Here is a 14,207-nt window from a genome sequence, read left to right as displayed (position 1 = left end):
TTTATCGATTATATTTACTTTTGCAGAAACTAACTTACCTATGGACAACAAGAATATTACTATCTTACTGGTTGATGATGAGCCAGATATACTAGAAATTGTAGGATATAACCTTTCTTCTGAAGGCTACAATGTCATTACAGCATCAGATGGTAAAGAGGCTGTTAAACTTGCAAAAAAAAGAAAGCCACAGCTAATAATTTTAGACGTTATGATGCCAGAAATGGATGGTGTTGAGGCTTGTGAGCAAATTAGAAAAATACCAGACCTAGATACCATAATTACATTTTTTACGGCAAGAGGAGAAGATTACTCAATGCTAGCTGGTTTTGATGCAGGTGCAGATGATTATATTACTAAACCTATTAAACCAAAAGTCCTTGTAAGTAAAGTAAATGCTTTGTTAAGACGTATTGTAGAAGATAGTACCAATGATAATGTTGTAAAAATTGGTGATCTTATAATTAATAGAGAAGAATATAAAATCCTTAAAGGAAAAGAAGAGATTCTTTTGCCAAGAAAAGAGTTTGAATTATTATCTTTATTAGCATCTAAACCTGGCAAAGTCTTTAAAAGAGAAGATATATTAGACCGTGTTTGGGGTAATGAAGTAGTAGTTGGTGGCCGTACCATAGATGTTCACATTCGTAAGTTGCGTGAGAAATTAGGCGACAAGCGCTTTAAGACTGTTAAAGGTGTTGGCTACAAGTTTGTATCTTAATTAATGGCTAAAGAATTTAAGCGTTCCTTTAAGTTCGCATTTAACACCTCGTTTTATATTACAATATTCTTAACGGTACTTGTAAGTATATTTCTATTCTCATTTTTCGACTTCTCAATTTCATTATTTTTTATCCTAACGTTTGCAGGAAGTTGCTATCTGTTTTCCTTTATGGTTATACAGTTGCGTATTGAAAAATTCATTTATAAACGTGTTAAGGGTATTTATGATAGTGTTTCTCTTTTAGATGCTACTACACTACAAAGAACCCAAGTAACTACAGATATGGCAACCCTTAAAAGTGAAGTGGAACGCTTTGCAAAGGGTAAAAAATTAGAGATTGAAGCTTTAAAGATTAGAGAATCTTACCGTAAAGAATTTTTAGGGAATGTATCTCACGAATTAAAAACACCATTATTTACGGTACAAGGTTACATTCTCACCTTGTTAGATGGTGCAATGAAAGACAAAACCTTAAGAAAAAAGTACCTTAATCGAGCAATGAAAGGTGTAGATAGGCTTATCTATATTGTTAAAGATCTGGATATGATTACCAAGCTTGAAGCTGGAGATCTTCATTTGGATAAAGAAAACTTCTTAATTTCAGAACTTATACATAGCGTTTATGAGCTTTTAGAAATGAAAGCTGCCAAAAAAAATATCACCTTGCTCTATGACTTCGATTCTAATACAGATGTTATGGTTTGTGGAGACAAGGAACGGTTACAACAGGTCTTAACCAACCTTGTAGTGAACTCTATTAAATATGGAGAGAAAGATGGTACTACAGAAATAACTGTCGAAGATTTTATAAACAATAAGATCTTAGTTAGGGTTACAGATAATGGCGAAGGCATCAAGCAGGAAAATATACCGCGTTTATTTGAGCGTTTCTTTAGAGTAGATAAAAGCGGAAACCGTAAAGAAGGAGGTTCTGGCTTAGGACTTTCTATAGTTAAGCATATACTTGAAGCTCACGAAGAAAAGATTTATGTAGAAAGTGAGTTTGGTGTAGGTAGTGAGTTTTCGTTTACACTAGAAAAGCTTGAAGAAGTCACTGAAGTTGACCCATTGATTACCGAGATGACCTAAACCATCGTAATTAGACACTTGTTTTAGTTTCTCCACCTTAAATTTATGCTGCTTACAAGCTGGCGCTAGTTTCATTTTCTTTAAACGCTTAGCTAAGTACTTTTGTTCAAACTGGCCTGGTGTAGGTATAAAGAATGCGGGTTTACCTAATTTAGCAACATCCATAAGCGTTGTATAGCCAGATCTGGAAATTACCAAGTCACTTTGGTTAAATGCATCTTCCAATTCTTTGCCCATCATATAATTGTAAATGGTCAAATTGCCGTCTTTCTCGATAGTCTGCTTGTCTTCAATCTTTCCTTTTATAAGAAGCACATTACCTTTAAAAAGTTTTAGTTCCACCTTAAAAATGTCTTCTAGCATTTCGCGTTGAGGTTCTGGACCAGAAACCATAGCAAGTAAATCGTATGTTTTGGGTAATAGCTGTTTATTAAATCTGCTTAACGGCCCAAGATATTTAATGCGTAGAGTGCTGTTTTTTAAGTGCCCAAGCTTGCCACTTAAATTTTGGGAACCTTCTAAATCTGGAACCCAACACTCATCAAACTTTTTAATATAACGTCTGTGTAATTTAGAACTGAATTTTGTAGTGCTGCCCGACAACACATTTAGTTGATGCGTGATAAATACAGAAGGTATAGTAGTACTCCTAATTCCCATACGGTTATCAGATATAATACCGTGAAACTTAGCAGTCTTTAAAATCTTTTTTAAAGCTTTTTGCTCAGCATAAATACTCTTTAGTAGTTTAGGACTTTCCAGCAACATTTTAAACTGAAATAATGCTCCTTTTTTAGAGTAAGTTATGTTATAAGAAGGTAATTCGTGGAATGCTAAATTTGGAAATTCTTTTTTTAATAAAGCTAGGGCTGCACCGTCTGAAGCTAATACAGGCTCAAAGCCATCTGAAATTAATGCATTAATGATAGGAATACAACGTGTGGCGTGTCCTAATCCCCAATTAAGTGGTGCCACCAGAATTTTTTTCTTCAGCATAAAACCTGTTGCCTTTAAAACTTTTTTTAAAAAGTAAATATACACTTATTCTTAAAGCTTTATAAATCTCTACTTTTGCATAAAATATTATCTGTGGGAAGTAAAAATAAATTGAAGCGTTTTAAAGAAAATGAAACATTTGAAAATGTGTTTCAGCCAACGCGAGAAGATGTTGTTTCTGGAAACTTTAAACACAAAGGAAGTTGGGCCTCGTTTTTTGGTAATAGCAATCCTGTAATTGTTGAGTTAGGTTGTGGTAAAGGAGAGTATAGTGTGGGCTTGGCTAAAAAATATCCAGAGAAAAATTTTGTGGGTATAGATATTAAAGGTGCTCGTTTTTGGCGTGGCGCAAAAACTGCAATTGAGGATGAGATGCCTAATGTGGCTTTTGTAAGAACCCAGATTGAATTGGTAGAAGATATTTTTGCAGCTAACGAGGTAGATGAAATATGGATTACTTTTCCAGATCCCCAAATTAAATACAAGCGCACAAAGCACCGTATGACCAATACAGAGTTTTTGCAGAAATATAAAAGAATACTAAAACCTGGAGGTGTAGTTAATCTTAAAACAGATAGTGAGTTTATGCATGGCTATACACTTGGCTTACTGCACGGTGAAGGACATGAAGTTTTAGAGGCTAACCATAATGTTTATAAAAACGAATATTCTCCAGAAGATGTGATTGGCATACAGACTTTCTATGAAAATCAGTATCTTGAACAAGGAAAACCTATAACTTATATTCGATTTAGGATAAACTAATACACTTGGCGTTAACCAAACTTTTTATAATTACATATATAGCTGCTCTCGTAGGTGTTATACCTCCAGGTTTGGTAAACATGTCTGTGGCTAAAACTTGTGTAGAGCGTGGCCGTAAAAATGGAATGTTTGCTGCCTTAGGTGCATCTGTAACTGTACTGTTTCAAGCATTAATTGCCATACTGCTAGCTAAATATATTTTTGACAACCCATTTGTTAGAAATATTTTATTAAGAACTGGTCTTGTAATTTTTGGAATTATGGCCATTTATTTTTTTGTTAAGGCTAAACAACATCATCCAGAGTTTAAGGTGCCTAAACAAGCAGGATCTCGCAGTTTCTTTAAAGGCTTTGGAGTGTCTGCATTAAATATTTTCCCCATACCATATTTTTGTGTAATTAGTACAGCATTTAATGCTAAAGGAACTGTAGATTATGGTAACCTGGAGATTCTTTTATTTATGCTGGCAGCAGGATTAGGAACATTTACAACCCTGTACTTTTATGTCTTATCTTTCCTTAAGATTGAGTCTAAAACCCAAACGTTCTCTAAATATTCCAATTATTTTATGGCTGCTCTTATGGCCATATTGGTAGTAATAGCTTTAATAAGAATTTATTATCCATTTCATATAGAGTAATATGAAGGAGCCTAGTTTTTTTGATAGGGTTTATGACGTTGCAAAGTTAATACCCTATGGTAAGGTGACCTCTTATGGTGCTATTGCAAAGGCAATTGGTGCTGCAAAAAGTGCAAGAATGGTTGGTTATGCTATGAATAATGCAGGAAATATAGAAGATGTACCAGCACATAGAGTTTTAAATAGAAACGGTGTGCTAACTGGCAAACATCATTTTAATGGTACAAATCTTATGCAGCAGTTATTAGAAGAAGAAGGTCACATTATTATAGATAACCAAGTGCAAAATTTTACAGATGTATTTTGGGATCCTATGAAAGAGATTTAAAAGCGAAACCCGACTACAAAGAAATATTGGCTTTCATCTACCTCTGGAGAATAACTCCATTTAACCTCTACAGGTCCTAAAAGTGTTTCAATACCGTAGCCAAGAGCATACCCACTAAAATCTGGAGAAGTTAACCAATTTCCATTTTTAAACAATCCATCTTCAACATTTGCAAAATTGGCGCTAGCTATTATGTGATTCTTATTAAAGACTTCAAAATCTAAATCTAACGTTCCTTTTATATAGCTGTCTCCAGAAAGGCTTATAAAATCATAACCATAAAATGGGACAATACCATTAATAGGCTTATTACCATAGCCGCCTAAAAAGAAATCTAAAGTATTCATATTAGAATTTCCAATTTTAAAACCAGCTTCAGAGCCAATTTTAAAGGCAAATTTGTGTAGTGGAGAAAATACGTAAGCAATTTTTCCTTTAGCTATAGAGAACTCTTCAAAATCATTATTAAAGTCGCTAGAAAAAGCATACAGATGAAAATCACCATCAAAGAACACACCATTGGTAGGATAGTATTTATTGTCGAAAGTATCTAACCTCAAGTTTCCAAAAGTGCTAAAGATATGGCTGTTTTCAATTACGATGCCGCGTAATTGGGTGTTTTCATCTAATCCAATTGTTTCAGAATCTATTCTAAGATATTTATGCTCCAAGCCTAGCCCAAGTTGAAACTGCTGTCTAAACAAAGTTTGCCCATATATTTGGTTGGTAAGATCTTCAAAATTCACTTCAATTTGGTTAACATCAAAGTTAGGAATGTTGGTGTTTTCTCTTATTAATGAGAAGTTTATATTCTTTTCAAATGAGTTGTATCTGGACTTTGCGCCAACACTCCAATACCTTCCTTTATCTATATAATATTCAAAATTATAACGCACATTGTCTCCCAAGATAAAGTCTAAAGAAGTAATGTCATTTTTAAAAAAAAGACGTTTTCTAGTTATGTTTAGTAATCCTGCAGTTCTGTATAAATCATCATAATGAAGCCCTAATCTTAGGAGCATTTTTTCATTACTTTCTATAACATCTATACTAACCCTGTAGCCATCTCCATCTGGAATTAGTTGATGATTTACTCTATTAAAATTTCCTGTTGCAGAAAGGTTGTTTATGCCATAGTTAAAGTCCTCATAGGTAATTAACGTGTAGTCTCTAATTTTAAGCTTACCAAGAATATAGGATCTTGGGTAATTTTTGTTTCCCGTAACAATAATATCTTTAATGTAAAGAACATCGGAAGATTTGACATCTACCTTTGAAGCTTTTTTAGGTTTTTGCCTAAGTGCGACACGTTTTAAATCTTCAAATTTTAAAAGCGCAGCCTTGTATCCGTTTTTAATGATAGAGTCGCCATCATCAAAAGACAATACGTTGTACTTAGTAATATCTGGTCTTATGTAAATGTCTGTTTTTTCACGCTTACTCTCCATATCTTGTATGGTCCTAAAATTATTTACCTGCGTAAGAATTTCGAAAGCTGAGCTTAAGTTTTTACGATCTACTAAGCTATCCTGTACGTTAATGCCAATAATAACATCTATACCTTTCTTCTTCAGTTCTTCAATAGGGTAATTGTTGCTAACACCACCATCTGTTAATATTTGATCTTCAATTGCTACAGGACTAAAAATAGAGGGAATGGCTCCACTAGCAGAAATAGCTAACGGTAATGAGCCTTCTTCTAATAAAACTTGTTTTCCATTTTCAATATTGGTAGCCATACAGAAAAAAGGAATAGGCAATTTGCTAAAATCATTTAAATCTCCAATATGAGTTGTAAGCTTATTCATGTAGTTATAAACATTCTGACCTTTACTTAAACCTGATGGAAATGAGATTTTAAAGCCATCAAAAGGTAATGTTAAAGCATACTTCTCTGCGTCTTCTTTTTCGTAAAATGTTTTAGCGCTTCGCGGAAGGTTATCCTGTATAAGTGTATTAAAATCGGTTTTTTTAAAAATAGAATCTAGTTGGTTGGCAGAATATCCGGAGGCATAAAGGCCGCCAATAATAGCACCCATACTTGTGCCGCCAATATAATCTATCCTAACTCCAGACTCTTCAATTAATTTTAAGGCACCTATATGGGCTAACCCTTTAGCGCCACCACCACTAAGTACTAAGCCTACTTTTATATCTTTTGTAGCGTCTAAATTATCCTGACCAAAACTGTATGCAGAGTTTAGGATTAAACAAAGCAATAGGATAGCAGTACTATGTATTTTAATTGATCTCAAGGTTTTATAAAGATAGGTAATACAATGGTTGTTGGTTGTAACAAAATTATATAAAAGTTGAAGATGCAAGTTTAATATAGAACGTATTTTTTCTGTGTATATTTATAATAAAAACATGTCTTCACAAAAACGGTTTTCTAGAGCATATAAAGAGGCCAAACGTATTTCATTTAATGATGACTCTAAGCTTGTTTTTTTTAGTGATTGCCATAGAGGCGACAATAGTTTTGCAGACGATTTTGCCAATAACAAAAACGTATACTTTCACGCTTTAAAGCATTACTACAAAGAAGGCTTTACATATTGTGAATTAGGAGATGGAACAGAACTCTGGGAAAATATAGAGTTTGACACTATTTTAAGAGCACACAAAAATGTTTTTGAACTTTTAAAAGCATTCTATCTTGAANATAGANTACATATTGTTTACGGAAATCACGATATGGTTCTGCGNGACCAATCTTANGTTAAAAAACATATATACACATATTTTGATCACCGTACAGGAAAGGATTTACCNTTGTTTCCNAGTATTCAATTTCCTGAAGCATTAGTGTTAGCACANGAGANTAGTAAACAAGAAATATTTTGTGTACACGGCCATCAAGCAGATTTTATGAACTATGTAGGTTGGAGAATTAATAGGTTTTTAGTTAGGATTCTGTGGAAACCTCTACAAATTGTTGGTATTGCAGACCCTACAAGTCCTGCTAAGAATTATAAAGAACTTATTAAAGTGGANCGTCGTACTAAAAAGTGGATAGTTAATAATAANAACCTGCTAACTATTACAGGCCATACACATAGACCTAGATTTCCTGAGCCAGGAGATATTGCTTATTTTAATGATGGTAGCTGTGTGCACCCGAGAAGNATTACCGGTTTAGAAATAGAACGTGGCAACATCTCACTTATAAAATGGGATATTGCCACGACTAATGAAGGGTTTCTTAAAATTGAAAGGGTGCTCTTAGAAGGACCTACTCCTTTAAAAGATTACATTACAACCTAAGTAAATAAAAACTTAAGGTGCAGGATTAGGAATGTCATTGTGTACTTCATCNATAGCATTTATNATCTCTTCAGATAAAGTGACGTTGTAACTTCCAATGTTTTCTTTTAGCTGCTCTAATGTTGTTGCGCCTATAATTGTAGATGTTACAAATGGCTTTTGTCTTATAAATGCAAGAGACATTTGTGTGAGGCTTAAATTATGCGANTTAGCAATTTCATTATACCTACGTGTAGCTTCAAAAGCATTAGGATTGTGATATCTTGAGTACTGCGGAAATAAAGTTACTCTACCTTTCTCCGGCGTTTTTCCATCTAAGTATTTTCCGGTAAGTTGCCCAAACCCAAGTGGCGAATATGGTAATAGACCAATTTGTTCTCTTAGCAATACTTCGCTCAAACCTATCTCGTCTTTTCGGTTTAAAAGATTATATGGGTTTTGTACTGTAACAACCTTAAGGTTGCCTTTTCTAGCTTCTTCGGCACATCTCATAACACCNTAAGGCGTTTCATTACTCAAACCAACTTGTCTAACCTTACCATCTTTCACATAACCTTCCAGCGTATTTAAAACTTCATTAAAGTTATCTTCCCAAGCTTCTGACGGTTTATGGGTATAATCACGCTGTCCAAAAAAAATTTGTATTTCGTTCTGGCCAATGCAATTGGTATATATCCAAATAATCTGTNTNTAACCGTTTAAGGCTTTTATGCAAAGCGTCTTCTATTGAAGATTTACTAAAATCTAAAGGCTGCCTTATGTGTTTAAATGTTGGGCTAGGTCCTGTAATTTTAGATGCTAATACTATATCTTTTCTNTTACCAGTTTTTGCCAACCANGAACCGATAATGCGTTCTGTAGANCCTTGCGTCTCTGGTTTTCCGGGAACAGAATACATTTCTGCAGTATCTATAAAATTAACACCTTGCTCTAGTGCATATTCTATTTGCTGGTGTCCTTCTGCTTCTGTGTTTTGCTCGCCCCAAGTCATAGATCCTAAGCAAATTTTACTTACTTTAATATCTGTTCCTGGTATTTTNTTGTATTCCATAATTAGACTGTTGTGAGGTTAGTAACTTCTTTAAACTGATTTATATATCGTTAAGAAGTTTAGAGATTTCATCTAATTTAGGCGTTAAGATAACTTCTATACGTCTGTTTTTAGCTTTGCCAGTTGCGCTATCATTAGACGCTATTGGTAAATACTCACCACGTCCTGCAGCAGTNAGATTTTGCGGATCTATTTGAGAGTTCTCTCTTAAAATATTTACTATTGATGTTGCTCTTTTAGTTGAAAGATCCCAGTTGTCTTGTAATGGGCCGTTACCACCATAAGGTACATTGTCTGTATGACCTTCAATAAGAACAGCAATATCTGGATTTGAAGCCAAAACTTCACCAAGTTGATTTACAGCACGACGCCCTTCTGAACCTACAGCCCAACTACCAGAATTAAATAGCAGCTTATTTTCCATAGAAACATAAACTTTACCATTACGTTGCTCAACAGTTAACCCTTTTCCTTCAAAATCTCCTAAGGCAGAAGAAACGGCTGTTTTAAGAGCTTGCATCTTAGCTTCTTTGGCTGCAATAACGCTTTCTAGTTCGTTAATTCTATTAGATCTTGACTCTAAATCTGCTTTAAGCTTATCTAATGTCGCGCGTTCTTCGGCTAATGCTTTCTTTTTGTCTTCAAGTTCTGCTATAAGTGCTCTATTTTGTTTAGAGTTTTCAGCTAATGCTTTACTNCTATTTGCCTCTAATGCATCATAAGATTTCTGTAGGCTTTCATAAGATTGCTTAGTAGCATTATAATCACTTTCTAATTGATCATGTTCTGCTTTAAGTGAAGCATATTTATCTGTCATAACTTCTAAGCTAGTTTCAAACTCTTCACTTGAAGTTTTAAACTTAGATAAATCATCTTTTAAACTTCTATTTTCTCGTTTTACATCTGCATATTTTCCTTCTAAATCTTTGTAAACTTTAGATGAAACACAAGAAGTTAATAATAAACTTCCTGTAAGGGCAACTGTTGCTANTTTTATNGTGTTCATACTTTGTAGGGTTTTTGGTTTGGGTAATTATAAATCTAATTCTAATAATACAGGACAATGATCGCTATGCACTGCATCTTTTAAAATAACGGAACGTTTTAGTTTTTCTTGTAATGGAGGTGTAACCATTAAATAATCTAAACGCCAACCTTTGTTATTAGCTCTTGCATTTGCACGGTAGCTCCACCACGTATAGTTTTCTGGCTGGTCATTAAAAACTCTAAAAGAATCTATAAAACCACTGTCAATAAATTTTGTGAGCCAATCTCTTTCTACAGGTAAAAATCCAGATACATTTTTTAATCTTACAGGATCGTGAATGTCTTCTGGTTTATGACAAATATTATAATCTCCACAAACAACAAGATTAGGTATACTGTGTCTTAAATCTTTAGAGTATTCTAAAAATTCATCCATGTAATTTAGCTTAAAGTCTAATCTTGCAGAGTTTGTTCCAGACGGTAAGTACATGCTCATTACAGAAACATCATTAAAATCTGCTCTAATATTTCTACCTTCAAAATCCATTGTAGCTATACCTGTTCCATATTCAACGTGGTTGGGTTTAGTTTTGCAGAGTAAAGCAACGCCGCTATATCCTTTTTTTTGAGCAGGATACCAATAACAATACTTGTAGCCTATATCATGAAATTCTGTTTCATCAAATTGATCTGGATTAGCTTTAATTTCCTGTAAACAGACTACATCTGCATCTGTTTGAGAAAGCCAGCTTATCAAGTCTTTTCGCATTGCTGCTCTTATACCGTTAACGTTATAGGATACTATTTTCATGAGATTTGTTTTTGCAGCTTCAAATTTAAGGGATACAATTAACGAAACCCATATAAATAGCGACTAAAATGATTGNGTTTTGCATAAAATAATTATCAAAAACAGTAGTTTTACTTAAGATGCGCATACTAACTTTCATTTTATTGTTTTGTGTTGTAACAGTTGGTGTTGCACAACAAACTGTTGGTAGTATGAAGACGAAAACTTTAGTTGTTCGTGACAGTGTTTTTATNGACTCGGTTAGTATAAANCCTAATAGGTTTCAATTACTCGATACAACNGGAAAACCNATAGATACTGCATTTTATAAAGTTGATTTTTCCTTGGCTAAAATCACATTTTCTAATACGTTTTTAAATACNGCNGCNAATGATACCTTAAAGGNATCATATTTACCATATCCAGANTTCTTAACCAAACGATATTTTCAGCTAGATAAAAGTATNATAGTAGAAAATAACGATGATCTAAATAAATTATACCAACTTAACCAACAAGAAAAGGGTGTAAAAACATTCACGCCTTTTGATGGCCTTAATACAAGCGGAAGTATTTCTAGAGGAATACGNGTNGGTAACAATCAAAATACAGTATTAGACTCTCAATTAGATTTACAGATTTCTGGACAAATAAGNCCTAGAGTAGGCTTAAGAGCCTCTATACAAGACTCTAATATACCGCTTCAGGAAGGTGGCTATTCTCAAAATTTAGATGAATTTGATCAAGTTTTTATTGAGCTATTTAGTGATAATTGGAACATTAGAGCAGGNGATGTAAACCTTGTTCAAAATGAATCGTTTTTTGCTTCATTCGAAAAAAAAGTACAAGGAATATCTTTGGGTGCAACATTAAATCCTGANGGTAATTCTACAAATTTATTTGCAGCAGGCGCGTTGGTTAGAGGTGTTTTTACAGAAAGTAAGTTTCAAGGACAAGAAGGAAANCAAGGTCCNTATAAACTTACTGGTCCTAACGGAGAGCTTTTTGTACTTATTGTTTCTGGNAGTGAAACTGTATATGTNAATGGNGTGCCNTTNGTACGTGGAGAGAATAAAGATTATNTGATAGACTATAATGCCGGTGAAATAATGTTTAACAGCACCTATCCTATAACTTCAGAAATGAGGATTAGTGTGCAGTACCAATTTAGTGAGCGTAATTATACTAGGATTATAGCAACTGGTGGCGGAAACTATGAAAGTGATAACTTAAAGATAGGTGCTTTTGTATATTCAGAAAACGATAGTAAAAACCAACCACTACAACAAAACCTTAATGCGCAGCAAGTAGCAATATTGGCAGATGCTGGAGATGATATGTCTCAAATGTTTACCTCTAGTGTGCAACCTTCTGAATTTAGTGAAAACCGAGTGTTGTACAGGTTAGAAACTATAAATAGTCAGCCAGTTTATGTGTTCTCTACAAATGCTGAAGATGAGTTGTTTCAAATACAGTTTAGTAATGTGGGCGCAAACAACGGAGATTATATTTTAAGTGATGCCTCTGCAATAAATAGAATTTATGAATATGTAGCTCCAGTAAATGGCGTTCCTCAAGGTAGTTTTGCGCCTGTTATACAGTTAGAGGCACCTACCAAATTGCAGATAGGTGTTGTAAATGGGAGATATAAACCTTCAGAAAAAACAAATTTATATTTTGAGATTGCAGGTAGTAAAAATGACTTAAATCTTTTTTCAGATATAGATGATGATGATAATGATGGTGTGGCAACAAAATTTGATTTCAGACAACGTATAGTTACCAATGACTCGCTTTGGAATTTAGATGCCTTCGGAACATTTAATTACATACAAGACGAATATCAAAGTATACAGCGTATTTATAATATAGAATTTGAACGCGATTGGAATTTACAGACACCTATAGGAAGCCAAACCTATGTAATAGGAGGTTTAGAGTTGTCTAACCAAAAGCAAGGTATTGTTAACTATAGTTTTCAGCAGTTAGATTATGAGGATAATTTTAGTGGTTCTAGACACGTGTTTAATTCGGCATTAACTTTTGGTAGGCTTAAAACCTTTGTAAACTCAAGTTACTTAAATAGTGAAGGTTCAGAGATAGATTCAGAGTTCCTAAGAGCAAATATTAACGCAGTATATGGGTTCAAAAAGTCTTGGATTGGAGCAAAATATAGTGCAGAAAATAATCAGCAGCGCCAAGTGGCAACAGACTCTTTAACGGGAGATAGTCAAAGATTTATGAATTATGAAGTGTATACTGGTGTTGGAGATAGTACAAATGTGTTTGCAGAAATAGGGTATAGGTATCGCGTAAATGATAGTGTACAAAGTAATGAGCTAACTCGTGTTAGTAACTCAAACAACTATTATTTAAAGTCTAGGCTAATTAATACTAGTAATACAAAATTAGCAGTTTTTGCAAATTATAGAGTTTTAGAAGATGAAACTGAAGATGATAATGATGATGTCTCTTTAAATTCCAGAATTGTATATAGCCAGTTTATAGCCAATAAGAAAATCTCTTTAAACACTACGTTTGAAACCAACAGTGGTACTTTGCCACAACAGGAATTTACTTATGTTGAGGTTGATACAGGTGAAGGGCAATATACCTGGAACGATTATAATAATAACGGTGTTCAAGAATTGGAAGAATTTGAAATTGCCCAATTTCAAGATGAAGCACGGTTTATAAGAGTGTTATTACCAAATCAGGTTTTTATAAGAACACACCAAAACAAGTTTAGCCAGACATTGTCCTTAAACTTGAGGTCTTGGGAAAAAGAAACTAATGGGTTTAAGAAGTTTATGTCTCATTTTTACAATCAGACAGCCTATTTAATAGACAGGAAGATTCGCCGAGATGGTGAGGCTTTTGATATTAATCCTTTTAATGATAATGATGAAAAGGAATTAGCTCTTAACCTTAGTTTTAGAAACAGTATCTTTTTTAATAGAGGTAAACAAAAGTTTACTACATCCTATAGTTACGTATCAACTAAAGCTAAAAACCTTCTCTCTACTGGTTTACAAGAAAATATACAGCAGAGCCACCAAATAAATTTTAATCACAAATTTGCAGAAAGCTGGTTAATTTCAATAGAAAATCAATTAAGTACCACTGAAAGTATTTCTCAAAATTTTGAAAGTAGAAATTTTAATATTGAAGGCGTTTCAATAGATCCCAAGCTGTCCTACCTTTTAAGCAGACAAACTCGTTTTGATATCTTTTATAATTACAATTTTCAAGACAATTTAATTGGAGGTAAAGAACAGTTAGATCAACAAAAATTTGGGTTAGGGTTTTCTTATGCCAACCAACAACAATTTGCTATAAGTGGAGAGTTTAATTACATACAAAATGATTTCTCTGGTAGTGCATTTTCGCCAGTTGCATATCAAATGTTAGAAGGATTACAGCCTGATAAAAATTATACTTGGCAGTTTTTAACACAGAAAAAACTTACTAAGTACTTAGACCTTAATCTAAGTTATAATGGAAGAAAGAGTGAAAACCTAGATGCTATACATACAGGAAGCGTACAACTTAGGGCATATTTTTAAATA

The 14,207-nt window shown here is 33.7% G+C and carries 11 protein-coding genes and 1 pseudogene; 7 read left to right on the top strand and 5 right to left on the bottom strand.

Translation table 11 applies throughout. The annotated features are described in order from the left end of the window. Positions 1-40 precede the first annotated feature (40 nt). Entirely contained in the window at positions 41-721 is a 681-nt protein-coding gene (locus tag CL818_RS07460) for a response regulator transcription factor (RefSeq protein ID WP_013186129.1), read from the top strand. Between the two features lie 3 nt (positions 722-724). Continuing rightward, entirely contained in the window at positions 725-1,813 is a 1,089-nt protein-coding gene (locus tag CL818_RS07455) for a sensor histidine kinase (RefSeq protein ID WP_041240850.1), read from the top strand. Here CL818_RS07455 and CL818_RS07450 read toward each other — a convergent pair. Then, the gene (locus tag CL818_RS07450) at positions 1,757-2,809 is read right to left on the bottom strand and encodes a glycosyltransferase (RefSeq protein ID WP_272973061.1); all 1,053 of its coding nucleotides are present in this window, start codon (positions 2,807-2,809) and stop codon (positions 1,757-1,759) included. The genes CL818_RS07455 and CL818_RS07450 overlap by 57 nt on opposite strands. 93 nt (positions 2,810-2,902) lie before the next feature. On the opposite strand from CL818_RS07450, the gene trmB reads away from it, so the two are divergent. From trmB to CL818_RS07435, 3 genes are read left to right on the top strand one after another with little or no spacing between them, the layout of a single operon-like run. Beyond that, positions 2,903-3,574 carry a tRNA (guanosine(46)-N7)-methyltransferase TrmB gene (gene trmB, locus CL818_RS07445; protein WP_013186126.1) on the top strand — a complete coding sequence of 224 codons (672 nt, stop codon included), beginning with the start codon at positions 2,903-2,905 and terminating at the stop codon, positions 3,572-3,574. A gap of 5 nt (positions 3,575-3,579) precedes the next feature. Beyond that, entirely contained in the window at positions 3,580-4,215 is a 636-nt protein-coding gene (locus CL818_RS07440; RefSeq protein WP_013186125.1) for a LysE family translocator, read from the top strand. 1 nt (position 4,216) lies between these two features. Further along, a complete protein-coding gene (locus CL818_RS07435) occupies positions 4,217-4,543 on the top strand; it encodes an MGMT family protein (RefSeq protein ID WP_272973062.1) in 327 nt (108 codons plus the stop codon). Here the strand turns inward: CL818_RS07435 and CL818_RS07430 are convergent. Beyond that, complete coding sequence (locus CL818_RS07430) at positions 4,540-6,798, bottom strand: patatin-like phospholipase family protein (RefSeq protein WP_286972539.1); 2,259 nt, start codon at positions 6,796-6,798, stop codon at positions 4,540-4,542. The two genes, CL818_RS07435 and CL818_RS07430, sit on opposite strands and share 4 nt — an antisense overlap. 115 nt (positions 6,799-6,913) lie before the next feature. On the opposite strand from CL818_RS07430, the gene CL818_RS07425 reads away from it, so the two are divergent. After that, positions 6,914-7,810, top strand: coding sequence for a metallophosphoesterase family protein (locus tag CL818_RS07425; protein WP_286972537.1), 897 nt, complete (start codon positions 6,914-6,916; stop codon positions 7,808-7,810). Positions 7,811-7,822: 12 nt separating this feature from the next. On the opposite strand, the pseudogene CL818_RS07420 reads toward CL818_RS07425, so the two are convergent. From CL818_RS07420 to CL818_RS07410, 3 genes and pseudogenes are all read right to left on the bottom strand, one after another. Then, positions 7,823-8,861, bottom strand: a pseudogene (locus CL818_RS07420) (aldo/keto reductase). Between the two features lie 40 nt (positions 8,862-8,901). Beyond that, positions 8,902-9,867: an OmpA/MotB family protein gene (locus CL818_RS07415; protein ID WP_286972535.1), complete on the bottom strand. Its 966-nt coding sequence runs from the start codon at positions 9,865-9,867 to the stop codon at positions 8,902-8,904. A gap of 27 nt (positions 9,868-9,894) precedes the next feature. Next, positions 9,895-10,659, bottom strand: a complete 765-nt coding sequence (locus CL818_RS07410) for an exodeoxyribonuclease III (protein ID WP_272973067.1) — start codon at positions 10,657-10,659, stop codon at positions 9,895-9,897. A gap of 119 nt (positions 10,660-10,778) precedes the next feature. Between CL818_RS07410 and CL818_RS07405 the strand changes: the two genes are divergently transcribed. Further along, a complete protein-coding gene (locus CL818_RS07405) occupies positions 10,779-14,204 on the top strand; it encodes a DUF8818 domain-containing protein (RefSeq protein ID WP_286972533.1) in 3,426 nt (1,141 codons plus the stop codon). The last annotated feature ends 3 nt before the right edge of the window (positions 14,205-14,207 follow it).

Origin of the sequence: Croceibacter sp. (genome assembly GCF_002716225.1) — a bacterium.
In the GTDB taxonomy this organism is placed as follows: Bacteria; Bacteroidota; Bacteroidia; order Flavobacteriales; family Flavobacteriaceae; genus Croceibacter; species Croceibacter atlanticus.
The sequence above is the reverse complement of the archived record's forward strand: the minus strand, read 5'-3'. Positions and strand labels throughout refer to the sequence as shown.

What these genes read in the sequence shown, in the direction of transcription:
- CL818_RS07460 (WP_013186129.1), top strand. Translation starts at nt 41, where the DNA reads ATGGACAACAAGAATATTACTATCTTACTGGTTGATGATGAGCCAGAT.
- CL818_RS07450 (WP_272973061.1), bottom strand. Translation starts at nt 2,809, where the DNA reads ATGCTGAAGAAAAAAATTCTGGTGGCACCACTTAATTGGGGATTAGGA.
- CL818_RS07435 (WP_272973062.1), top strand. Translation starts at nt 4,217, where the DNA reads ATGAAGGAGCCTAGTTTTTTTGATAGGGTTTATGACGTTGCAAAGTTA.
- CL818_RS07455 (WP_041240850.1), top strand. Translation starts at nt 725, where the DNA reads ATGGCTAAAGAATTTAAGCGTTCCTTTAAGTTCGCATTTAACACCTCG.
- CL818_RS07410 (WP_272973067.1), bottom strand. Translation starts at nt 10,659, where the DNA reads ATGAAAATAGTATCCTATAACGTTAACGGTATAAGAGCAGCAATGCGA.